Annotated in this window: 21 protein-coding genes and 2 pseudogenes; 12 read left to right on the top strand and 11 right to left on the bottom strand. The window is 66.4% G+C overall.

What is annotated here, in order from left to right:
• The first annotated feature begins 3 nt into the window (after positions 1–3).
• Positions 4–1962 (top strand): response regulator, encoded by a 1959-nt coding sequence (locus tag KHN96_RS18020; RefSeq protein WP_045784953.1) that lies wholly within the window; start codon positions 4–6, stop codon positions 1960–1962.
• Positions 1963–2004: 42 nt separating this feature from the next.
• Here KHN96_RS18020 and KHN96_RS18015 read toward each other — a convergent pair whose 3' ends face one another.
• A complete protein-coding gene (locus KHN96_RS18015) occupies positions 2005–2256 on the bottom strand; it encodes a GlsB/YeaQ/YmgE family stress response membrane protein (RefSeq protein ID WP_045784954.1) in 252 nt (83 codons plus the stop codon).
• 225 nt (positions 2257–2481) lie between these two features.
• Between KHN96_RS18015 and hemA the strand changes: the two genes are divergently transcribed.
• The 6 genes from hemA (at position 2482) to KHN96_RS17985 (ending at position 7554) form a co-directional block, all read left to right on the top strand.
• Positions 2482–3789, top strand: coding sequence for a glutamyl-tRNA reductase (gene hemA, locus KHN96_RS18010; RefSeq protein ID WP_045784955.1), 1308 nt, complete (start codon positions 2482–2484; stop codon positions 3787–3789).
• Between the two features lie 106 nt (positions 3790–3895).
• Positions 3896–4978, top strand: coding sequence for a peptide chain release factor 1 (prfA, locus tag KHN96_RS18005; RefSeq protein WP_062739477.1), 1083 nt, complete (start codon positions 3896–3898; stop codon positions 4976–4978).
• 187 nt (positions 4979–5165) lie between these two features.
• Positions 5166–5534 carry a hypothetical protein gene (locus tag KHN96_RS18000; protein ID WP_045784956.1) on the top strand — a complete coding sequence of 123 codons (369 nt, stop codon included), beginning with the start codon at positions 5166–5168 and terminating at the stop codon, positions 5532–5534.
• Positions 5535–5633: 99 nt separating this feature from the next.
• Positions 5634–6518, top strand: a complete 885-nt coding sequence (gene prmC, locus KHN96_RS17995) for a peptide chain release factor N(5)-glutamine methyltransferase (protein ID WP_062739492.1) — start codon at positions 5634–5636, stop codon at positions 6516–6518.
• 74 nt (positions 6519–6592) lie between these two features.
• Complete coding sequence (gene grxD, locus KHN96_RS17990) at positions 6593–6904, top strand: Grx4 family monothiol glutaredoxin (RefSeq protein ID WP_045784958.1); 312 nt, start codon at positions 6593–6595, stop codon at positions 6902–6904.
• A gap of 23 nt (positions 6905–6927) precedes the next feature.
• On the top strand, positions 6928–7554 hold the full coding sequence (locus KHN96_RS17985) for a UbiX family flavin prenyltransferase (protein ID WP_045784959.1): 627 nt from the start codon (positions 6928–6930) through the stop codon (positions 7552–7554).
• Between the two features lie 10 nt (positions 7555–7564).
• Here the strand turns inward: KHN96_RS17985 and KHN96_RS17980 are convergent, their stop codons facing one another.
• Together KHN96_RS17980 and KHN96_RS17975 are read right to left on the bottom strand one after the other, a co-directional pair.
• Positions 7565–7735 carry a hypothetical protein gene (locus KHN96_RS17980; protein WP_045784960.1) on the bottom strand — a complete coding sequence of 57 codons (171 nt, stop codon included), beginning with the start codon at positions 7733–7735 and terminating at the stop codon, positions 7565–7567.
• Between the two features lie 121 nt (positions 7736–7856).
• Positions 7857–8585 carry a hypothetical protein gene (locus tag KHN96_RS17975; RefSeq protein WP_062739476.1) on the bottom strand — a complete coding sequence of 243 codons (729 nt, stop codon included), beginning with the start codon at positions 8583–8585 and terminating at the stop codon, positions 7857–7859.
• A 362-nt stretch (positions 8586–8947) separates the two neighbouring features.
• Between KHN96_RS17975 and KHN96_RS17970 the strand changes: the two genes are divergently transcribed.
• From KHN96_RS17970 to KHN96_RS17950, 5 genes are all read left to right on the top strand, one after another.
• Positions 8948–10474 carry a glucan biosynthesis protein G gene (locus KHN96_RS17970; RefSeq protein ID WP_164491291.1) on the top strand — a complete coding sequence of 509 codons (1527 nt, stop codon included), beginning with the start codon at positions 8948–8950 and terminating at the stop codon, positions 10472–10474.
• Positions 10447–13026: a glucans biosynthesis glucosyltransferase MdoH gene (gene mdoH, locus KHN96_RS17965; protein ID WP_062739475.1), complete on the top strand. Its 2580-nt coding sequence runs from the start codon at positions 10447–10449 to the stop codon at positions 13024–13026. The genes KHN96_RS17970 and mdoH overlap by 28 nt, the downstream gene beginning before the upstream one ends.
• A 188-nt stretch (positions 13027–13214) precedes the next feature.
• On the top strand, positions 13215–13520 hold the full coding sequence (locus KHN96_RS17960) for a hypothetical protein (RefSeq protein WP_062739474.1): 306 nt from the start codon (positions 13215–13217) through the stop codon (positions 13518–13520).
• A gap of 151 nt (positions 13521–13671) precedes the next feature.
• Positions 13672–14160: an aminoacyl-tRNA deacylase gene (locus tag KHN96_RS17955; RefSeq protein ID WP_045784965.1), complete on the top strand. Its 489-nt coding sequence runs from the start codon at positions 13672–13674 to the stop codon at positions 14158–14160.
• Positions 14161–14180: 20 nt separating this feature from the next.
• The gene (locus KHN96_RS17950) at positions 14181–14414 is read left to right on the top strand and encodes a CDGSH iron-sulfur domain-containing protein (protein ID WP_062739473.1); all 234 of its coding nucleotides are present in this window, start codon (positions 14181–14183) and stop codon (positions 14412–14414) included.
• 35 nt (positions 14415–14449) lie between these two features.
• Here KHN96_RS17950 and ettA read toward each other — a convergent pair whose 3' ends face one another.
• The 8 genes and pseudogenes from ettA to KHN96_RS17920 form a co-directional block, all read right to left on the bottom strand.
• Positions 14450–16117 carry an energy-dependent translational throttle protein EttA gene (gene ettA, locus KHN96_RS17945; protein ID WP_045784967.1) on the bottom strand — a complete coding sequence of 556 codons (1668 nt, stop codon included), beginning with the start codon at positions 16115–16117 and terminating at the stop codon, positions 14450–14452.
• A gap of 148 nt (positions 16118–16265) precedes the next feature.
• The gene (locus tag KHN96_RS17940; protein ID WP_045784968.1) at positions 16266–16634 is read right to left on the bottom strand and encodes a cytochrome o ubiquinol oxidase subunit IV; all 369 of its coding nucleotides are present in this window, start codon (positions 16632–16634) and stop codon (positions 16266–16268) included.
• A complete protein-coding gene (gene cyoC, locus KHN96_RS17935) occupies positions 16635–17270 on the bottom strand; it encodes a cytochrome o ubiquinol oxidase subunit III (RefSeq protein ID WP_045784969.1) in 636 nt (211 codons plus the stop codon).
• A gap of 3 nt (positions 17271–17273) precedes the next feature.
• Positions 17274–19253 (bottom strand): cytochrome o ubiquinol oxidase subunit I, encoded by a 1980-nt coding sequence (cyoB, locus tag KHN96_RS17930; protein WP_115044100.1) that lies wholly within the window; start codon positions 19251–19253, stop codon positions 17274–17276.
• A gap of 9 nt (positions 19254–19262) precedes the next feature.
• On the bottom strand, positions 19263–20225 hold the full coding sequence (gene cyoA, locus KHN96_RS17925) for a ubiquinol oxidase subunit II (RefSeq protein ID WP_099050666.1): 963 nt from the start codon (positions 20223–20225) through the stop codon (positions 19263–19265).
• A 575-nt stretch (positions 20226–20800) separates the two neighbouring features.
• Positions 20801–21059, bottom strand: a pseudogene (locus tag KHN96_RS22820) (divalent metal cation transporter); the annotation flags it as partial.
• Positions 21047–21236, bottom strand: a pseudogene (locus KHN96_RS23015) (divalent metal cation transporter); the annotation flags it as partial. The pseudogenes KHN96_RS22820 and KHN96_RS23015, both read right to left, overlap by 13 nt.
• Before the next feature lie 30 nt (positions 21237–21266).
• Positions 21267–21473: a hypothetical protein gene (locus KHN96_RS17920; protein WP_062739472.1), complete on the bottom strand. Its 207-nt coding sequence runs from the start codon at positions 21471–21473 to the stop codon at positions 21267–21269.
• Positions 21474–21779: the final 306 nt, after the last annotated feature.

Genomic DNA, 21779 nt, shown 5'->3' with positions numbered 1-21779 from the left:
CTCATGCCCAACCTGCAACTGCTGCTGGTCGAAGACAACCCGCTCGATGCCGAACTCACGCGTGCACGGCTGGAGGCAGCCAACCTGCCCGCCGACACCGTCCTCGTCGACAACGAGACCGACTTCATCGCCCAGCTCAGCGCGCGCACGTTCGACGCCATCCTGGCCGACTACATGCTCCCGCAGTTCACTGGCGCCGAGGCGCTGGACATTGCGCGGCGCATGGCCCCGCAGACGCCGTTCATCTTCGTGTCGGGCGCGCTGGGCGAGGAACACGCCGTCGACATGCTCAAGCGCGGCGCCACCGACTACGTCATCAAGCAGCGCCTGCAACGCCTGCCGGTGGTACTGCTGCGCGCGCTGGCCGAGGCCGCCGAGCGCCGCCAGCGCATTGCCGCCGAAGCCGCGCTGCGCGAGACCGAGACGCACTTCCGCCTGCTCATCAACGCGCTCAAGGAGCATGCCGTGCTCTCGCTCGATCCGCAGGGCATCGTGCGCACCTGGAACGCGGCCTCGCACAGCATCCTGGGCTACGCGCGTGAAGACATCCTCGGCAAGTCGGCCGAGATCCTGTACCCGCAGGCCGCGCGCGAGGCGGGCGACTTCCAGCGCAAGCTCGAGCGCGTGCGCCGCGAGGGCAGCCTCACCGACGACCGCTGGATGCTGCGCAAGGACGGCACGCCGTTCTACGCATCGAGCGTGGTCACCGCGATCCATAACGAGAACGGGCAGCTGATCGGCTTTTCGAAGATCATCCGCGATGCCACCGAGGAACGCGTGGCGGCCGACACGCTGCGCCGCGCCAAGGAAGAAGCCGAGACGGCCAACCACGCCAAGGACCACTTCCTCGCCGTGCTGTCGCACGAACTGCGCACGCCGCTCACGCCCATCCTCACGGCCGTGCACCTGCTGGAACTGCGCCAGGACCTGCCCCAGTACGTGGTCGCCCAGCTGGAGGTGATCCGGCGCAACGCCGAGCTCGAAGCCCGCCTGATCGACGACCTGCTCGACATCACCGGCATCTCGCGCGGCAAGCTGGCCGTGAGCTTTGCGCCGGTCGACCTGTATGCGTTGCTCGAGAGCACGCTCGACATGTCGCGCAACGACATGCAGAGCAAGCGGCTGTCGCTCAAGACTCGCTTCGAGGCCAGCCGCAGCCGCCTCTTCGCAGACGGCGCGCGCATTCAGCAGGTGATCTGGAACCTCGTGCGCAACGCGGTCAAGTTCACGCCCGAGGGCGGCGCCATCGAAGTGCGCGTGTGGAATCCGGGCCCGACGACCATCGCCGTGGCGGTCAAGGACAACGGCATCGGCATCGAGCCCGAAGCGCTGCCGCGCATCTTCTCCGCGTTCGAGCAGGCCGACGCGTCGATCACGCAGCGTTTTGGCGGCCTGGGCCTGGGCCTGGCGATCGCGCATGCGCTGGTGCAGAAACACGAGGGCTCGCTGACCGCCGAAAGCGCCGGCCGCCATCAGGGCGCGACCTTCACGCTCACGCTGCCGCTTGCCGCCGCAACCGCAGAGCCGGAAACGCCGCCCGCTCCGCCCATGCCGCGTCCGCAGCCCACGCGGGGGCTGCACGTGCTGCTGGTGGAAGACAACGTCGACACCGCCGAAGCCATGTCGCAGATGCTGGAGATCCTGGGCCACACCGTCACCGTGGCCAACGGCGCGCGCACGGCCATGCAGGCGGCGGAATCGGGCACCTTCGACCTGCTCATCAGCGACATCGGCCTGCCGGACGGCAGCGGCCTGGACGTGGTGGGCGTTTTTGCCGAACGGCAGGCCGCGCCGTCCATCGCCATCACGGGGTACGGCATGGAAGATGACATCGCGCGCTGCCGCGAGGCCGGCTTCACAGACCACCTGACCAAGCCGGTGGACTTCAAGCGCCTGGAGGCGCTGCTGGCCGGCTATCTGGCCGCGCGCGATGCGCGGACCGCCGGCGCCCACGCGGGCTGACCGCGCAAGAATGCCGCACCGGGCACCGCCGCAGGCCCGGCCTTAGCGGCGCACGAGGCCCCACACCGCCGGCAGCAGCATGGCGCCCACCACGGCAGCCGTCCATGCCAGGATCTGGCCGTCGGCATACAGGTGGGCGAACTGGCCCCCGTAGTACCCGAGCAGCGCGCCGAGGGCACCCGTGCACAGCGCCGGCCGCCACCCCATCCGCCGCCCGCCCGCATGGGTGGGATGCAGCCAACGCGCCGCCGCGCCCACCGCCAGACCGATCCACAGCGGCCCAATCCACCCCATTTGCCTGTTCTCCGTATTGCCGGTTCGACTCAATTGGACGCGTACCTTAGCGCAGGACGGCACGGAAGGCCAACGGTCAGGCCAGGAGTGCCCCGCGTGATGCATAACCTACATTTGGCGCCGGGGCCTGGCGGCGTGCGCGCCGCGCCCTGCCGTGGCGGGGCCCCGGCGTTATAATTCTGCGTGCTCAAAATTTGTGCCGTTTCGTAAAACCGGCCGCCCCACATGCAGTTGCTCACCCTTGGAATCAATCACCACACAGCGCCGCTTTCCCTGCGCGAGAAGGTGGCGTTTCCGCTTGAGCAAGTGGGACCGGCGCTCGCCACCCTGCGCCAGCACCTGCCGCACCGCAAGCGCACCGCCGAAGCGGCCATCCTGTCCACCTGCAACCGCACCGAGCTCTACTGCGCCACCGACGGCAACCTGCCCGAAGACACCGCGCACGAGCACGCGATCCGCTGGTTGGCGCATCACCACAACATCGACGCCGCAGAGCTCGCCCCGCACGTGTATTCGCTGGGCCAGTCGCAGGCCGTGCGGCACGCGTTCCGCGTAGCCAGCGGGCTCGACTCGATGGTGCTGGGCGAGACGCAGATCCTCGGCCAGATGAAGGACGCCGTGCGCACCGCCACTGAAGCAGGCGCGCTCGGCACCTACCTGAATCAGCTGTTCCAACGCACCTTTGCGGTTGCCAAGGAGGTGCGCGGCACGACCGAGATCGGCGCGCACTCCGTATCGATGGCCGCCGCAGCCGTGCGCCTGGCGCAGCGCATCTTCGAGTCGATTGCCGAGCAACGCGTGCTGTTCATCGGCGCCGGCGAGATGATCGAACTGTGCGCCACCCACTTCGCCGCGCAGACGCCGCGCGAAGTGGTGATCGCCAACCGCACGCTCGAGCGCGGCGAAAAGCTGGCCGAAGCGCTGTCGAACCAGGGACTGAACGCCCGCGCCGTGCGCCTGGCCGAGCTGCCGACCAAGCTGGCCGAGTTCGACATCGTCGTCTCGTGCACGGCGAGCACACTGCCGATCATCGGCCTGGGCGCCGTGGAGCGCGCCATCAAGCAGCGGCGCCACCGCCCGATGTTCATGGTCGACCTGGCCGTGCCGCGCGATATCGAGCCGGAAGTCGCACGCCTGTCCGACGTGTTCCTCTATACCGTGGACGACCTCGGCGCCATCGTGCGCGAAGGCAATGCGCTGCGGCAGGCTGCGGTGGCGCAGGCCGAGGCCATCATCGAGACGCGCGTGCAGAACTTCATGCACTGGCTCGATGCGCGCAGCGTGGTGCCGGTGATCCGCGACCTGCACGCGCACGCTGAAACACTGCGCCAGGGCGAGCTGGAACGCGCCCAGCGCATGCTCGCGCGCGGCGACGATCCGGCGCAGGTACTGGAAGCGCTGTCGCACGCACTCACCAAGAAATTCCTCCACGGCCCGACGCACGCGCTGAACCACGCGCAGGGCGAAGGCCGCGAGCAGCTCATCGACCTGCTGCCGGCACTGTTCCGCCAGTCCAGCCACTCCGAACGCTAGCGGCGCTTCCTCGCATGCGCGCCGCTGCTGCGCGCTCCACATGGCGCGGTATCATCCGCGGCCCGCGCCGTCCGCCGCCTTCGGCACCTCTTTCGCGATTGCCCGAATGAAGCCCAGCATGCTGTCCAAGCTCGACCAACTGGCCGAGCGCACCGTCGAAATCAACGCGCTGCTCGCGCGCGAAGACGCCACCGCCAATCTCGACCAATACCGCAAGCTCACGCGCGAGCACGCCGAGCTCGAGCCCGTGGTTGCGCAGTACGCAGCATGGAAGCAGGCCCAGGAAGACGTCGCCACCGCCCAGGAGCTGCTGGCCGATCCCGACATGAAGGCCTTTGCCGAAGACGAGATCCGGGCCGCGCGCGAACGGATGGCGTCGCTCGAAGGCGAACTGCAGCGCCTGCTGCTGCCGAAAGATCCGAACGACCACCGCAACATCTTCGTGGAAATCCGCGCCGGCACGGGCGGTGATGAATCGGCCCTCTTCGCCGGCGACCTGCTGCGCATGTACACGCGCTTTGCCGAACGCCAGCGCTGGCAGGTGGAGATCGTAAGCGAATCGCCGTCGGACCTCGGCGGCTACAAGGAAGTGATCGCCCGGCTGGTGGGCGAAGGCGCGTACTCGCGGCTGAAGTTCGAATCGGGCGGGCACCGCGTGCAGCGCGTGCCGGCCACCGAGGCGCAGGGGCGCATCCATACATCGGCCTGCACCGTGGCGATCATGCCCGAGGCCGATGCACTGGCCGACATTCAGATCAACCCGGCGGACCTGCGCATCGATACGTTCCGCGCGTCGGGCGCGGGCGGGCAGCACATCAACAAGACCGATTCCGCCGTGCGCATCACGCACCTGCCGACCGGCCTGGTGGTGGAGTGCCAGGACGACCGCAGCCAGCACCGCAACAAGGACCGCGCCATGCAGGTCCTGGCCGCGCGCCTGAAGGACCGCCAGGAGCGCGAGGCGCAGGCCAAGGAAGCGAGCGCGCGCAAGAGCCTGATCGGCTCGGGCGACCGCTCCGACCGCATCCGCACGTACAACTTCCCGCAAGGCCGCGTGACCGACCACCGCATCAACCTGACGCTGTACAAGATCGATGCGATCATGGACGGCGACCTCGATGAACTGTTGGGCGCGCTGGCTGCCGAGCATCAGGCGGAGCAGCTCGCCGCGCTGGGCGACGAGAACTGAGCCGGCCAATTGTTAAAAAGCGCCGGCCTCGTAACATCCGCTTGCGTTTGATACAGCTTTGCGCGGTGGCGTGACGTCCACCCGTTCCTATAATCGATCCGATCGCGCCGAGTGCGCCGCTGGTCGCCCCCGGTGGCCTCCCATCCAGACAGGCGCGGCAACCACCACGACGATCAGGAGAATCGCAATGCGTACCCAACTGCTGGCCATCACTGTTGCCACCACCCTCGCACTCGGCCTGGCCGCCTGCGGCAAGAAGGACGATGCCGCCGACCAAGCCGCGAAGAGCGCGCTGGAACAATCGAAGGATGCGGCCAAGCAGGCGGTCGACAACGCCGGCACCGCCGTGAGCAAGGCCGCCGACGCCGCCAAGGTCGAGCTCTCGCAAGCCGCGTCGAATGCGCAGGTCTCGGCTTCGGGCGCGCTCGCCCAGGCGAAGGACGCCGCCAAGGAAGCCGCCGACAAGACGGCCGATGCCGCGAAGGTCGCCGCCGACAAGACCGCGGAAGCCACGAAGGAAGCGGCCAACAAGGTCAAGGACGCGACCAAGCAGTAAGCGCCGCGCCTGCTTGCGCACCGACCCGCTCGCGGGCCCGCGCCACATCGGCCGGGCCCGTGTTATTTTGTGCGCCCGATTGCTGCCCGTCCGTCCGCCGTGCCGTCTGCCCCGCTCATTCCGCCCGAATCCCTCGCCCGTGTGGCCGATGCGCTGGCCGCACTCGCGCGTGCGGGCTTGCCGGCGCTCGAGGCCCGCATGCTGGTATCGCACGTGACGGGCCTCTCGCGCGTGCAGCTCATTACGCAGGACGCCTGCGCAGTGGAAGACGCCGCCCGCCGCCGGATCAGCGAGCTGGCCACGCGGCGCCTGGCGGGCGAACCCATGGCGTACCTGCTCGGCGAGCGGGAGTTCTTCGGCCGGGTGTTCAGGGTGTCGCCGGCCGTGCTGATTCCACGCCCGGATACCGAAGTGCTGGTCGAACAGGCGCTGGACCGTCTCGAAGAACGCGACGCCCCCAGCGTGCTCGACATGGGCACCGGCAGCGGCATCATCGCCGTCACGATTGCGCTGGCACGGCCCGACGCGCGGGTATGGGCCACCGACGCCTCGGCCGAGGCCCTGGCGGTCGCAAGGGACAACGCACAGGCGCTGGGCGCACCGAACGTACAGACGGCGCTCGGCGATTGGTACGGCGCGCTCGCCGCAACCGACGCCCCGCCGGCATTCGACCTGATCGTCAGCAACCCACCCTACATTGCCGCGGCCGATGCGCACCTGGGCCAGGGCGACCTGCGCTTCGAACCGGCCGGCGCCCTCACCGACGACGGCGACGGCCTGCGCCATCTGCGCACGATCGTCGCGGGCGCGCCGGCACGCCTGGCGGCCGGAGCCTGGCTGCTGCTCGAGCACGGCTACGACCAGGGCGCGGCCGTGCGTGCGCTCTTGGCGGGGGCCGGTTTCGCCGACGTCTTCACCGTGCAGGATCTGGGCGGCCAGGACCGCTGCAGCGGCGGACAATGGCGGGCAGAGAACCGCGCCTGACGAACCCCGCTAAAATGAACGGGTTTTCCAATGTGGACGCGGCTGCGCCGCTCCCCCAACGAATCGAGTTCCCCATGAGCACCACGCACGAAAAGATCGACCAGATCGTCAAAGGCCACCCCGTCGTCCTCTTCATGAAGGGCACGGCGCAATTTCCGATGTGCGGCTTCTCCGGTCGCGCCATTCAGATCCTGAAGGCGTGCGGCGTCGATCAGCCGTACACCGTGAACGTGCTGGAGGATGACGAGATCCGCCAGGGCATCAAGGAATACGCGAACTGGCCGACCATTCCGCAGCTGTATATCAAGGGCGAGTTCATCGGCGGCTCGGACATCATGATGGAGATGTACCAGAGTGGTGAACTGCAGCCGCTGCTGGCTGCCTGAGCGCGTCGACAGCGTCGTTCAGCGTGACTGCGCCCGCGCCTTCCCCCCCTGCCAATGCGGCGCGCCCGCGCCGCATCATCGTGGCGATCACGGGCGCGTCGGGGGCGATCTATGGCGTGCGGCTGCTGCAGGTCCTGCAGGGACTGCGGGAATCGGCGGGAGTGGAATCGCACCTGCTGATGTCGCCGGCGGGGCTGATGAACGTGCAGCATGAGCTGCACATGGCCCGCGAGGAAGTGGAAGCGCTGGCGCACGTGGTCCACAACGTGCGCGACATCGGTGCGACCATCGCCAGCGGTTCATTTGCCGCCGAAGCCATGGTGGTGGCGCCGTGCTCCATGAAGACGCTCGCCGCCGTGGCACACGGCCTGTCGGACAACCTCATCGCCCGCGCGGCAGACGTCACGCTCAAGGAGCGCCGCCGGCTCGTCCTCATGGTGCGCGAAACGCCGTTGAACCTGGCGCACCTGCGCAATATGACGGCCGTCACCGAGATGGGCGGCATCGTCTTCCCGCCCGTGCCGGGGTTTTATCAGCGGCCCAAGACGATCGACGACCTCGTCGACCATACGGTCGGGCGCGTGCTCGATCTGCTGGGCCTGCCGCAGACCCTGGCGCCCGGCTGGCCCGGGCTGCATTCTCCGGACTAGGGCAGGTCCGTCAGCGGTGGTAGTAGTTGAAGCGCACCGCCGGCCCCCAGTAGCCGTAACCACCGTAGTAGACCGGCGCCGGAGCCGCATAGACCGGCGCGGGCGCCACGGCCACCGGTGCCGGGTAAACGGCACATCCCCCAAGTGTCGCGGCCAACAAGGCCAGAGCCACGATTTTCATGATGAGTGTCCTTCGGCCCCTCCATTGAGGCCACGCGGACGTTATAAGCGGCGGCGCGCGACGCCTGGGTCATGCACGTGTAAGCGCTGTAACGGAAGGTGACGGACGCGTGTCGGTCACCTCACTGATGTGATGCCGAGTTCCCGCCACTCGCCTTGCCAGCCGCCGCCGGCGCAGAAGCCGCCACACCGGACGCGGGCTTGGGCGCGTCGGGGTCCACCTCGGCGCGCATCTGGTCCATCACCGCGCCGGCGCGGGGCGCCCAGAGAAACTCCACCGTGCCGTTCTGCGGCTCTTCCGGAATGGCATACATCGTGACGATGGTCTGCGCGCCGGTCCAGCGCGCACGCAGCGATTCCACCGTCTTGCCCGACCTGAGCTTGAGCGGCGCCTTGCCTTCCTGCGCCGGCTTGCCATAGCGGTCGGACAGCGCCTGGAACACACGCTGCTCCGTATCGACGCCGCGCGTCGGCACGAACAGCCCGGCAACGTTGCCTTGATCGATCAGGAGCACGGCTTGCGGGCCGTCCATCAGCTCGGGCCGCTTGGCCGACGGCACGCCAAGCGAGCGGGTGCGGCCATGCGACTCGAGCACGTCGGAGCAGTATTCGGAGACGTCCTTGCCGCCGGCCGCACGCACATCCTGGCACGAAGGCAGCCTGGGCAGCGGCTTGCCGAGCGGAAAGGCGTCCAGCAGCGCCGCCACATCGCCGGGATCGCGCGCCGCCTTGGCCGATGCTGCCTGGGGCGCGTTCTTGGCGGCAGGGGCGGCAAACGCCGCGGCCGCCAGCAGCGAAGTCGAAAAGGCAAGCGCTGCAATCGTGGCAGCGCGTCGCGTCCAGCGGGTCATGCGAACTCCATGAAAAAAAGAGCCGAGAGTGTGCCATGCGGAAACGCCGGCACGCAGCGAACCGGTTCTGACCGTAGGCCGGCGGCCCGCGTTCCCGTCAACCGAACGGCTGAGTGGCGGGGAGCCACAGCTTTACACGCGGTTTGACGCGGTTACCGGCAAGATGGAGGCGAAAACGTTATCAAAATGTTGCCACTTTTGATCTCACAAAGATCCGGCGGGTAAAATCTCGGCGGCACAGACGAATGACCGGCAGGCTCCCAGCGTCACGTTCCTTGGGCCGGCCGCATAAACGCGATCTCATTTTGAACATTCCCTCCGCTGTTCCCCCCCGTTCCCCGCTGGCGGCCCGGGCCCGCTCGGTGGCCGGCTATGCGCGGCTTGCCGTGGGCCTGCTGGCGCTGGCCTCGGCTCATGCGGCGCTCGCCTTCGGCCTGAACGACGTGGCCCTGCGCGCCCGCCAGCTGGCTGCCAAGCCGTACCAGGCGCCCGCCAACACCCTGCCGCGCGAACTGCGCGAGCTGCGCTACGACCAGTACCGCGAAATCCGCTTCAAATCCGACCTGGCCTACTGGCGCAAGGACAAGCTGCCGTTCGAGCTTGGCTTCTTCCACGAAGGCTCGTATTACGACCAGCCGGTGAAGATCAACGAGGTGTCGCCGGCCGGCGTGCGCGAGATCCGCTTCGACCCAGGCCTGTTCGACTACGGCCCCATCAAGCTGGACCCGAAGCAGCTGCACAAGCTCGGTTTCGCGGGCTTCCGGGTGCACTACCCGATGAACACGCCCAAGTACAAGGACGAAGTGATCGTCTTCCTGGGCGCGTCGTACTTCCGCGCGATCGGCAAGAACCAGGTCTATGGGCTGTCGGCACGGGGCCTGGCGATCGACACCGCGCTCAATTCGGGCGAAGAATTCCCGCGCTTCACCGATTTCTGGATCGAGCGCCCCGCCGCCAACGCGAAAGAACTCACGATCTACGCGCTGCTCAACTCGCGCCGCGCCACGGGCGCCTACCGCTTCGTCATCAAGCCGGGCACCGATACCGTGGTGGACGTGAAGGCGCAGCTCTACATGCGGGAGAACGTGAGCAAGCTGGGCATTGCGCCGCTCACCAGCATGTTCTTCTTTGGCGAGAACCAGCCGGCCGCCAACCTCGACTTCCGCCCCGAGGTGCATGACTCCGACGGGCTGTCGGTGCTCTCAGGCACCGGCGAATGGATCTGGCGTCCGCTGACCAACCCGAAGCGCCTGCTGGTGAGCTCGTTTGCCACCACCAACCCCGGCGGCTTCGGCCTGATGCAGCGCGACCGCGCGTTCTCGAGCTACGAAGAGATCGGCGACCGCTACGAGCTGCGTCCCAGCGCATGGGTCGAACCCGTGGGCAAGTGGGGCGCGGGGCGGGTCGAACTCGTGCAGATCCCGACGCCTGACGAGACCAACGACAACGTCGTCGCCTACTGGGTGCCCGAAAACCCGCCCAAGCCGCAGCAGCCGTTCAATCTCGAGTACCGCATGCTGTGGCAGAAGGAGAGCGACAGGAAGCCGGCCCTGGCGTGGGTCGCGCAGACGCGCCGCTCGCATGGCTGGACGACCAAGCGCCCGGACGAACGCAAGCCCGACGACACGATCGCCTTCGTGGTCGACTTCGAAGGGCCCGCACTGGCGAAGCTGCCGCCCAACGCACCGGTGGAGCCGGTGTTCTCTGCAGACGCCAACGGCAAGATCGAATCGATCTTCGGCCAACCCAACACCGCGACCGGCGGCTGGCGCGTGACCGTGCGCCTCAAGCGGGTCGACGACGACAAACCAGTGGAGCTGCGCGGCTACCTGCGCAGCCGCGGTACCGGACTTTCTGAGACGTGGAGCTACCTGCTACCCCCGGGCTGACCGCCCAGACCGGCGGCGCCGCGGGCCCTGCCACCCCCGGCCCGGCCACGGCGCAATCCGTGGCCGATCGTTATCTTGAGGCGCTGCCGCTGGCGCCAGACGCACGCGCGGCGCTGCTGCGCGATGCCGGCATCGGCCGTGGCGACGACGACGCCGTTGCGCTGACCAAGCTCCACCGCGCCCTGGCAAAGCTCGACGCCGCGCAGACCACCTCGCTGGAAGCGCAAGCGCCCGCCTACGCATCCGTGGGCACGCGCCTGGACGCCGCGTACGGCGCCACGCGCGCGAACGCCGCATCAGCGGAGCCCGCGGCCGAGCCGGCGCCGCCCATTCAGCACGACGGCGAAGGCCGCATTCATCTGGACACGGGGCCCCAGCCCGCGCGCCGCTCGATGGTGCCTTGGCCGTGGGTGCTCGGGCCGATCTGGCGCGCGCGCAAGGCCGTCGAGCGCTGGATGCACGGCGGCAAGAAGCCGGTGCCGTATGAAGCGCCGGACTCGCCGGACCCGAAGGGCATCTGGCGCTTCGTCGGCACGCGGCGGCGCCTGACGCTGCTTGCGCTGATGATCGCCCAGACCGTCGCCGCCACCTGGGCGATGAGCACCGTGCTGCCGTACCACGGCCGCGACTGGCTCGAAGCCGTCATCATCGTGCTGTTCGCGGTGCTGTTCTGCTGGGTCTCGGCGGGGTTCTGGACGGCCATCACGGGCTTCCTGCTGCTGGCCTTCCATGGCGACCGCTTTGTCATCTCGCGCCGCGCCGCACGCGATGCGGTGATCCCGGACGATGCGCGCACCGCCATCGTCATGCCGATCGCCAACGAAGACGTGCAGCGCGTGTTTGCCGGGCTGCGCGCGACCTACGAATCGCTGGAGCGCACGGGCCACCTGGAACACTTCGACTTTTTCGTGCTGTCGGATTCCGGTGACCCGGACATCCGCACCGCGGAGGCCGACGCCTGGCTGCACCTGTGTCGCGCGCTGAACGGCTTCGGCCGCATCTTCTACCGCTGGCGCCGGCACCGGGTGAAGCGCAAGAGCGGCAACATCGACGACTTCTGCCGGCGCTGGGGCGGCAAGTACCGCTACATGATCGTGCTCGACGCCGACAGCGTCATGAGCGGCGATTGCCTGACGCGCCTGGTGCAATTGATGGAGGGCGCGCCTTCGGCCGGCATCATCCAGACCGCACCGCGCGCTGCCGGCCGCGATACGCTGTATGCGCGCATCCAGCAGTTCGCCACGCGCGTGTACGGGCCGCTCTTCACGGCGGGCCTGCACTACTGGCAACTGGGCGAATCGCACTACTGGGGCCACAACGCCATCATCCGGCTGGACCCGTTCATCAAGCACTGCGCACTCGCGCCGATTCCGGGCAAGGGGTCGCTGTCGGGCGAGATCATGTCGCACGACTTCGTCGAGGCCGCGCTGATGCGCCGCGCCGGCTGGGCCGTCTGGATTGCCTACGACCTTGACGGCAGCTACGAAGAGATGCCGCCCAATCTGCTGGACGAACTGGGCCGCGACCGCCGCTGGTGCCACGGCAACCTGATGAACTTCCGCCTGTTTGGCGCCCCAGGGTTCCATCGCGTGCATCGCGCGGTGTTCATCACCGGTGTGATGGCGTACCTCTCGGCGCCGCTGTGGTTCCTGTTCCTGCTGCTGTCGACGGCGCTGCTGGCCAAGCACACGCTGATCGCGCCGGAGTACTTCACGCAGCCGCGCCAGCTGTTCCCAATCTGGCCGGAATGGCACCCGGAAAAGGCTGCGGCGCTGTTCTCGGCCACGGCCACGGTGCTGTTCCTGCCGAAGATACTGAGCGTGCTGGTGCTGTGGGCGCAGGGCCCGAAGCGGTTCGGGGGTGCGCTGCACCTGGCGCTGTCGATGGTGATCGAAGCGGCGTTCTCGGTGCTGGCTGCGCCGGTGCGCATGCTGTTCCACACGCGTTTCGTGACGGCGGCATTCCTCGGCTGGAAGGTGCACTGGAAGTCGCCACCGCGGGAAGACGCACAGACCCACTGGAGCGACGCCTTCCGCCGCCATGGGCTGCACACTCTCATCGGCATCGTGTGGGCCGCGCTGGTGTACTGGCTGAACCCGAGCTTCCTGTGGTGGCTGTCGCCGGTGGTCGGGGCGTTGGTCATCTCCATTCCGCTGTCGGTGTTCTCGAGCCGAGTCAGCCTGGGCCGGCGCATGCGCCGCCTGCGGCTGTTCATGATTCCCGAAGAGGTGCGTCCGCCGCGCGAGCTGCGCGCCATGCGCAAGCACCTGCGCAATGCGCCGCCGATGCCGGACTTCCGCCAGGCTGTCGTCGATCCCGTCACGAACGCCCTGATGTGCGCGATCGGCACGGCGCGCTTTCCACACGATCCGCGCTTGGTCGCCGTGCGGGAGGCGACGGTGCGACACGCGCTGCAAGTGGGCCCGGACAAGCTCACGGGCAAGCAGAAGCTGGTACTGCTCTCGGATCCGTTTTCGCTGTCGGCGCTGCATCTTGCGGTGTGGTCGTCACCCGAACAGCGTGCAGCGTGGCGACCGCCCGCCCAGGCCTGAACACGACGCAGGCACGAATCGCCGCGCCCCATCCGGCTCTTGCCGATGGGGCGTTTTAACTTTCCGTTACATCGGTAGGATTTGCGTATCACCTGAACCGGGCTCCGATTCATAGAATGGCATCACGAACTTGATATACGAAGTCGACGGCACAACGGCCCGGCCTCGCAACCGTAAGGAGAAGCATCATGAAACGCACACTGCTCGCATTCGTTCTGGGTGGCGCCGCGCTGTGCGCCTCGACGGCCGCGCTGGCGCACGTGGACGTTGGCGTGTCGATTGGCGTGCCGGCACCGGTGTATGTCGCCCCGGCGCCTGTATATGTGCCGCCGCCCCCGGTCGTGTATCGCCCGGCGCCGGTCTACGCGCCCGCCCCTGTGGTCTACGGCGGTTACTACCGCGACGATTGGCGCGAACGTGCCTGGCGCCGCCACGAATGGCGTGAGCACGCCTGGCGCGAACACGAATGGCGCGAATGCCACGGCTGGCGCTGAACCGCTCCAGTTCGACGTCCTGCCCGGGCCGCTCATCTGAGCGGCCCGATGCTTTTGTGCCCTATCCTCGCACCAGCGCGAAACCGACCTATGCTGACGTAGCGGCCACAGCAATTCCGCCGCGGGCCGCCAACCCATACGGGAGGACGCCATGTCGATCTCCAGCACCCTCGACAGCTGCCTGCGCAGCAAAGGCTGCCTGTACGAGGTGATTCGCCATCCGCACAGCCACACCAGCACTGAAACGGCGCAGGTCGCGCACGTGCCCGGCGACCGTCTGGCCAAGACGCTGCTGCTCGAAGACAAGCTCGGCTACGTGGCGGCCGTGCTGCCCTCGACGTACCACCTGCATCTCTCGGAACTGCAAAAGGAGTCGGGCCGTCAGGATCTGACGCTGGCCGACGAATCGGAGCTGCGCGAAGTCTTCAAGGACTGCGACGTGGGGGCCGTGCCGCCGGTGGGCATGGCGTACGGCATGCCGACCTACATCGATAGCAGCCTCATGACCCACGGCGATGTGTACTTCGAAGCCGGCGACCACGAGAACGTGGTCCACATGGACATGGACCAGTTCATGGCGCTGATGCGCGATGCCAAGCCCGCGCGCTTCGCCTATCGCATGCAGGGCGTGCTGTTCTGAGCTGTTCGCAGGAGGCCATCATGGCCGACGACGTGGTCGTCACGGTCCGCAACAACGGGCCGTGTCACATCAAGGGAAGCTTTCGGATCGTCACCCAGAACGGGCGCGAGTTGACAGTGGCAGCAGACCAGGTCTGGCTGTGCCGATGCGGGCATTCGTTGAACAAACCGTTCTGTGACGGCTCGCACAAGCGCATCGAGTTCGACAGCAACCTCGACGCGTTGCCGCCGGTCGAGGCCGACCGGTCGCCTTAAAAAGGAGCGCGGGCCGGCAAGCCCGCGCGTTTCCTTTAACGAACGACCGGCTTGTAGCGGATGCGCTTGGGCTTGGCGCCCTCTTCGCCCAGGCGCTTTTTCTTGTCGGCTTCGTATTCCTGGTAGTTGCCCGGGAAGAATTCGACGTGCGAATCGCCCTCAAACGCGATGATGTGCGTGGCGATCCGGTCCAGGAACCAGCGGTCGTGCGAGATCACCATCACGCAGCCGGCAAACTCCAGCAGCGCGTCTTCCAGCGCACGCAGCGTTTCCACGTCGAGGTCGTTCGACGGCTCGTCCAGCAGCAGCACGTTGCCGCCCGAGATCAGCGTCTTGGCCAGGTGCAGGCGCCCGCGCTCGCCACCGGAGAGCGTGCCGACCTGCTTCTGCTGATCGCCGCCCTTGAAGTTGAAGCGGCCGATGTACGCACGCGACGGCGTTTCGTACTTGCCGACGGTCAGGATGTCGGCGCCGCCCGAGATCTCTTCGAAGACGGTCTTGTCGGCGGACAGCGCATCGCGGCTCTGGTCCACGTAGGCGAGCTTGACGGTCGGGCCGATCTTGATGGTGCCGGAGTCCGGCTGCTCCTTGCCGGTGATCATGCGGAACAGCGTTGACTTGCCCGCGCCGTTCGGACCGATGATGCCCACGATGGCGCCAGGCGGAATCGTAAAGCTGAGGTTGTCGATCAGCAGGCGGTCGCCGTAGCTCTTGCTCACGTTCTGGAATTCGATCACCTCATTGCCCAGGCGCTCGCCGGCGGGAATGAAGATTTCCTGCGTTTCGTTGCGCTTTTGATATTCCTGGCTGTTGAGCTCGTCAAAGCGGGCCAGACGCGCCTTCGACTTGGCCTGGCGGCCCTTCGGGTTCTGGCGCACCCATTCGAGTTCCTTCTTCAGCGCCTTCTGGCGGGCCGATTCCGTGGCCTCTTCCTGCTTCAGGCGCGTCTCCTTCTGGTCGAGCCACGAGCTGTAGTTGCCCTTCCAGGGGATGCCGTGGCCACGGTCCAGTTCGAGGATCCACTCGGCGGCGTTGTCGAGGAAGTAGCGGTCGTGGGTCACGGCCACGACGGTGCCCGGGAAGCGCGTGAGGAACTGCTCGAGCCAATCCACCGATTCGGCGTCCAGGTGGTTGGTCGGTTCGTCCAGCAGGAGCATGTCGGGGCGCGAAAGCAGCAGCTTGCACAGCGCGACGCGGCGCTTTTCACCGCCCGAGAGGTGCTCGATCCTGGCATCCCACGGCGGCAGGCGCAGCGCGTCGGCGGCAATTTCGAGCTGCAGTTCGACGTTGTCGCCTGCACCGGCCGCGATGATCGCCTCCAGGCGCGCCTGTTCTTCGGCCAGCTTGTCGAAATCGGCGTCGGGCTCGGCATAGGCGGCGTAGATGGCTTCGAGCTGCTTCTGCGCGTCCATCACTTCGCCCATGCCGCTTTCGACTTCCTCGCGCACGGTCTTTGCCGGATCGAGCTGCGGCTCCTGCGGCAGGTAGCCGATGTTCAGGTTCGGCATCGGCGTGGCTTCGCCTTCGATGTCCTTGTCGATGCCCGCCATGATCTTCAGCAGCGTCGACTTGCCAGAACCGTTCAGGCCCAGCACGCCGATCTTGGCACCGGGAAAGAACGACAGCGAGATGTCCTTGAGAATCTGGCGCTTGGGCGGAACGATCTTGCCCACGCGGTTCATCGTGAAAACGTACTGTGACATAGGTAAAAAGCGGGCGTAAAAGCGGAGAAAACCGCTCGAATTGGGGAACCTGCGGAGTGTAGCAAAGCCAGGATGCCAAGCCGCATGGGCAAAAGAAAAGGCGCCCGCTGGGGGCGCCCTTCCGGCGTTGCAGGAGGCCAGGCCTGCGTTACATCGTCATCATGTTGGCATTCATGTTGTGCATGACCCACAGCGAGCCGACGATCACAATCGCCAGGATCAGCAGCGTGAACAGGAAGGCCATCACGTTCCAGCGCTGAGCCGACGAGCCGTCCAGGTGCAGGAAATAGATCAGGTGCACGACGATCTGGACCACGGCCAGGGCCATCACCGTCACCAGCACGGTCTGGTGCGAATAGCCGCCGTCCATGACCATCTTGAACGGGATGACGGTCAGGATCACGGCCAGCACGAAGCCGATCAGGTAGCCCTTAACCGTGGCATGGCCTGCGCCGCCGGCGGCATGGCCTTGGGCGTCATCATGCGCGACGACGGTCGTTGCGTTGGTCTGTTCCATTTACATCGCTCCCAGCAGATACACGACGGTAAACACGCCGATCCACACCACGTCCAAGAAGTGCCAGAACAGCGACAGGCACGCCAGGCGCGTCGATTGCGTCTGCGTCAGGCCCTTGCGGCTGATCTGCCACATCAGGACGGCGATCCACAGCAGGCCGCTCGCGACGTGCAGACCGTGCGTGCCGACCAGCACGAAGAACGACGACAGGAACGCGCTGCGGTTCGGACCCGCGCCTTCCGCGATCAGGTGGTGGAACTCGTTGATTTCCATGCCGACGAACGCGGCGCCCAGCAGGAACGTGATGCCCAGCCACAGCATCACCTGATCCTTGCGGCCGTTCTGCAGGCTGATCATCACCATGCCGTAGGTGATGGACGACACCAGCAGGATGCCGGTTTCGATCGCCACGTACGACAGATCGAAGAGCTCCTTGCCCGTCGGGCCGCCCGCCGTCGCACCGCGCAGCACGCAGAACGTGGCAAACAGCGACGCGAAGATGATCAAGTCGCTCATCAGGTACACCCAGAAGCCGAAGACCTTGGTGTCTGCGGCATCGTGGTGGTGCGCATGGTCATGCGCGTGGCCATGCGCGGCGGCGTGCGCCGCGTGGCCGTCTAGAACATTGGTAGCCATGGTTTACGCCTGCGAACCGATACGTTGGAAGTAGGCCGACTCGGTCTCGTGGACCTCGTGAGCGGGCACGTAGTAATCGATGTCGTCGTTGTTGCTGCGGAGGATGAAGCTGACGATCATGCCGGCCAGGCCAAGCACGGCCATCCACCAGATGTGCCAGATCAGCGCGAAGCCCATCACCACCGAGAACATGCCGATGAAGAACCCGGCGCCGGTGTTCTTCGGCATGTGGATCTTCTCGTAGCTGGCCGCGGCCTGCGTCGGTACTTCACCGCGCGCCTTCATGTCGGCGAAGGCGTCGATGTCGCGCACGACGGGCAGCACCGGGAAGTTGTAGTGCGCCGGCGGCGACGACGTCGCCCATTCCAGCGTACGGCCGCCCCACGGGTCGCCGGTCACATCCGCCAGTGCGTGGCGGTTGCGGATACTGACGAAGATCTGGATCAGCTGCGAAGCGATACCACAGGCGATGATGGCGGCGCCGATCACGGCGACGATCAGCCACGGCTGCCATGCCGGGTTGTCGGTATGGTTCAGACGGCGCGTCATGCCCATGAAGCCCAGCACATACAGCGGCATGAACGCCGTGTAGAAGCCCACGAACCAGCACCAGAAGGCGCGCTTGCCCCACTTCTCGTCCAGCTTGAAGCCGAAGGCCTTCGGGAACCAGTAGGTGATACCAGCCAGGTAGCCGAACACCACGCCACCGATGATGGTGTTGTGGAAGTGGGCGATCAGGAACAGGCTGTTGTGCAGCAGGAAGTCGGCGCCCGGCACGGCCAGCAGCACGCCGGTCATGCCGCCGATCACGAAGGTGATCATGAAGCCGATCGTCCACAGCATCATCGAGTTCAGCTCGACGCGGCCGCGGTACATCGTGAACAGCCAATTGAAGATCTTCACGCCCGTCGGGATCGAGATGATCATCGTCGCGATGCCGAAGAACGCGTTGACGTTCGCACCCGAGCCCATGGTGAAGAAGTGGTGCAGCCACACCAGGAACGACAGCACGGTGATGCCGGCGGTTGCCCACACTATCGACGTGTAGCCGAACAGCTTCTTGCGCGAGAACGTCGAGACGATTTCCGAGAACATGCCGAACGCCGGCAGGATCAGGATGTACACCTCGGGGTGGCCCCAGATCCAGATCAGGTTCACGTACAGCATGGCGTTGCCGCCCAGTTCGTTCGTGAAGAAGTGCATGTCGAGGTAGCGGTCGGCGCCCAGCAGCGCCAGCGCCACGGTCAGCACCGGGAAGGCGGCCACGACCAGGATCATCGAGCACAGCGAGGTCCAGGTGAAGATCGGCATGCGCATCAGCGTCATGCCCGGCGCGCGCATCTTGAAGATGGTCGCGACGAAGTTCACGCCGGTCAGCAATGTCCCGAGGCCAGATATCTGCAACGCCCAGATGTAGTAGTCGACCCCCACGCCGGGGCTGTAAGCCAGCTCCGACAGCGGTGGGTACGCCAGCCAGCCGGTGCGGGCGAATTCGCCCACGCCCAGCGACACGTTGATCAGCACCACACCGGCAGCCGCCAGCCAGAACGACAGCGTGTTCAGGAACGGGAAGGCCACGTCGCGCGCGCCGATCTGCAGCGGCACGATCAGGTTGATCAGGCCCGTCATCAGCGGCATGGCCATGAAGAAAATCATGATCACGCCGTGCGCGGTAAAGATCTGGTCGTAGTGCTCAGGCGGCAGATAGCCGGCACCGCCGCCCGAGGCGACTGCCAGTTGCGAGCGCATCATGATGGCGTCGGCAAAGCCGCGCAGCAGCATCACGATGGCCAGAATGCAGTACATCACGCCGATCTTCTTGTGGTCGACCGAGGTGATCCACTCATTCCAGAGATACGACCACTTCTTGAGATAGGTGATCAGGCCCACCAGCCCTGCCCCACCCAGCAGAATGGCCGACACCGTCACGACCACGATGGGCTCGTGCAGCGGAATGGCCTCCAGACTCAACTTGCCAAACATCGTCAACTCCTAGGAATTCTTGCGCACTGCGTTGGCAGCGGCGGGGGCCGGCAGGGCCGACTGCACCGGGGCCGGCGTCGCAATCGTCTCGGCCGTTTCCACGGTGCAGGCGCCATTGCCCAGCGCCTCGTCGAGCGTCAGGACCTTGTCCGAGTCGCCCATGTATTTGTGCAGAATGCTGTGGTACAGCGTCGGGTCCACCGAGGCGTACATCGCCGGCGGCACCTTCTCGCTCGGCTTGGCCAGCGCTGCGTAGCCTTCCTTGGTCAGGCTCTGCGACGACGCGCGGACCTGCTTGACCCAGGCGTCGAATTCTTCGTTGGTCATGGCCGTGGCCTTGAACTTCATGCCCGTGAAGCCGGAGCCGCTGTAGTTCGACGACATGCCGTCAAACACACCGGTCTCGTTGGCGATCAGGTGCAGCTTGGTCTGCATGCCCGCCATGGCGTACACCTGGCTGCCGAGTTGCGGGATGAAGAACGCGTTCATCACCGTGTCGGACGTGATCTTGAAGTTGATCGGGGTGTTGGCCGGGAACGCGAGCTGGTTGACCGTCGCGATCTTCAGCTCCGGATAGATGAACAGCCACTTCCAGTCGAGCGAGACGGCCTCGACCGTGATGGGCTTCACATCCGATTCGATCGGCTTGTACGGATCGAGCGCGTGCGTGGACTTGTACGTGATCCAGCCCAGGACAACGATGATCAGGCACGGGATCAGCCACACCACGGCTTCGATGGCGTTGGAGTGCGACCAGTCCGGCTCGTAACGGGCCTTCGTATTGGTGGCGCGATACTTCCACGCAAACACCAGCGTCAGCACGATCACGGGAATGACCACCAGCAGCATCAGGCCGGTCGCCACCAGGATCAGCGTCTTTTCTTCGGCGGCGATCATCCCCTTCGGGTCCAGGACCGTCAGGTTGCAGCCCGCCAGCAGGAGCGGAAGGCTTGCGGCGAGGAGCCGCTTCATATGTGGAACGAGTGTGTTCTTCATGTCTTGCACAATTGCGCCGGCGATGCGCACCAACATCACGAGAGCCCAGCAGCCCAGACTGCAGCCACAGGCGGAAAAACGCGGGAAATGAGAAAAGACCGTGCTGCCGGCACTTCGGAATCGGCTGGTGCGGCAGCGGATCTTCGATCACATCTGGCGCCGGTCAGGGAGAAGCTGAACCCAGCGCGCCCCGTCGACGGGGCGGACTTCGCTCATGCCGGGCATGCGCGAGGCCGAGCGCCGCCGCGTCGCACAAAGCGGCGTACGACACATCGGGGGCGGTTGAGATGGGAGCAGGCACTACGTCAGGCGCTCGTTGGGGGAGCGCGGTATGGAGTGGAATGCGGGCGCGATCTTACCGCCAGACGGCGCTTCGGATCGCGCAATTTGCTCAGGCAAATAGAAATGCGAGCCGATTGACAAGTGACGGCTGCGTCGTCCGCCTAGGGTTTACGCGGCTTTGCGGGTAAGCCAATCGAAAGTGCATGTTGTTGCACTGCGACAATCGGCCACAGTGGCGCGCAGGCCACGATAGGCCGCAAGAGGCGGGAGAGCACCGACAGCATCACCGGCACCACCGCCACCACGCAGCCAGCGAAGAGGTTCATCCACGGGTGTTCTTCCGCAGGCCCAGCACGGCCTTGTCGTTGCACAACAGCAGCAGGAACACCGTCGCGCTCGGCAGCAGCATGCCGGCCTGCGATGCAGCGAGTGCCGCACGGCAAACACATCGCCCATCGCATATGCGGTCGAAAGCGACACCGCGCATGCGCCGATGATGCTGGCGTCCGGCAACGCGATCGCGAATACCTGCCGAAGGCGCCGGCGTCGTTGTCTCCGACCATCACGACCAGGCCCGGCCCGACGATGGCGAGCAACGTCCGCCAGCGCGCGTCAGGTGCCGAGCGCGCCCCGAATGTCACCCACATGGGCGTCGTCGCGTGCGGCATGACGCGGCGCGCCGATGCCCGAAGCGAATTGCGTCATATCGACCCCAATTGGTGCGCGTTGTTGGCGTTACCAGTACGTGCGCGACAGGCGAATGGCCGCCGCGACGTAACCGTGGTTCGCGAGCGCTGGGCCGCCAACGCCGGCGCGGCGGGTCGATGGCCCGGGCACGGCACCGGCACGCTCGGGCGCACCGGCCCGGGCCTGCACGAACGGCGAGCTGAACGGCAGTGCGATCGCCGAAAAACGACGGGCGGGGATGTTGAATTTGCGCATGGTGCACTCCTTGCGGCACGCCCGCCATGTGGGCGCGGCCTGCCGCCATCGCCACGGCTGCGCGCGGCGTGTTCAGACATTCAAGGAGCGATGGGAGACACCGCCGCCTTGCCGGGCCGCAAGTCAACAGCAAGGAACAACCGTGCAGCGGACTCGCCTTGAGGAAAATGCGTTCGGATAGGGTCGACTCGGACTGTCCATGTGGGCCCTCCGTAGGTCTTGGAGTTCGGTGGGGGCGCGCATGCCCACGCGGTTGACGACGCCGCGATCGCGGCCGTAGCCAGGGCCCCGATACGCTGAAGATCA

The sequence above is a fragment of the Ralstonia mannitolilytica genome (genome assembly GCF_905397375.1).
In the GTDB taxonomy this organism is placed as follows: Bacteria; Pseudomonadota; Gammaproteobacteria; order Burkholderiales; family Burkholderiaceae; genus Ralstonia; species Ralstonia mannitolilytica.
This window is presented reverse-complemented; position numbering and strand designations above follow the sequence as displayed.

Excerpts from the sequence above, each read along its gene's own strand:
- KHN96_RS17960 (WP_062739474.1), top strand. The coding sequence starts at position 13,215 with ATGAAACGCACACTGCTCGCATTCGTTCTGGGTGGCGCCGCGCTGTGC.
- KHN96_RS17950 (WP_062739473.1), top strand. The coding sequence starts at position 14,181 with ATGGCCGACGACGTGGTCGTCACGGTCCGCAACAACGGGCCGTGTCAC.
- KHN96_RS17975 (WP_062739476.1), bottom strand. The coding sequence starts at position 8,585 with ATGACCCGCTGGACGCGACGCGCTGCCACGATTGCAGCGCTTGCCTTT.
- KHN96_RS17955 (WP_045784965.1), top strand. The coding sequence starts at position 13,672 with ATGTCGATCTCCAGCACCCTCGACAGCTGCCTGCGCAGCAAAGGCTGC.
- grxD (WP_045784958.1), top strand. The coding sequence starts at position 6,593 with ATGAGCACCACGCACGAAAAGATCGACCAGATCGTCAAAGGCCACCCC.
- KHN96_RS17980 (WP_045784960.1), bottom strand. The coding sequence starts at position 7,735 with ATGAAAATCGTGGCTCTGGCCTTGTTGGCCGCGACACTTGGGGGATGT.
- KHN96_RS18020 (WP_045784953.1), top strand. The coding sequence starts at position 4 with ATGCCCAACCTGCAACTGCTGCTGGTCGAAGACAACCCGCTCGATGCC.
- hemA (WP_045784955.1), top strand. The coding sequence starts at position 2,482 with ATGCAGTTGCTCACCCTTGGAATCAATCACCACACAGCGCCGCTTTCC.
- KHN96_RS17920 (WP_062739472.1), bottom strand. The coding sequence starts at position 21,473 with ATGCGCAAATTCAACATCCCCGCCCGTCGTTTTTCGGCGATCGCACTG.
- cyoB (WP_115044100.1), bottom strand. The coding sequence starts at position 19,253 with ATGTTTGGCAAGTTGAGTCTGGAGGCCATTCCGCTGCACGAGCCCATC.
- KHN96_RS17940 (WP_045784968.1), bottom strand. The coding sequence starts at position 16,634 with ATGGAACAGACCAACGCAACGACCGTCGTCGCGCATGATGACGCCCAA.
- cyoC (WP_045784969.1), bottom strand. The coding sequence starts at position 17,270 with ATGGCTACCAATGTTCTAGACGGCCACGCGGCGCACGCCGCCGCGCAT.
- KHN96_RS18000 (WP_045784956.1), top strand. The coding sequence starts at position 5,166 with ATGCGTACCCAACTGCTGGCCATCACTGTTGCCACCACCCTCGCACTC.
- ettA (WP_045784967.1), bottom strand. The coding sequence starts at position 16,117 with ATGTCACAGTACGTTTTCACGATGAACCGCGTGGGCAAGATCGTTCCG.
- cyoA (WP_099050666.1), bottom strand. The coding sequence starts at position 20,225 with ATGAAGCGGCTCCTCGCCGCAAGCCTTCCGCTCCTGCTGGCGGGCTGC.
- prfA (WP_062739477.1), top strand. The coding sequence starts at position 3,896 with ATGAAGCCCAGCATGCTGTCCAAGCTCGACCAACTGGCCGAGCGCACC.
- KHN96_RS18015 (WP_045784954.1), bottom strand. The coding sequence starts at position 2,256 with ATGGGGTGGATTGGGCCGCTGTGGATCGGTCTGGCGGTGGGCGCGGCG.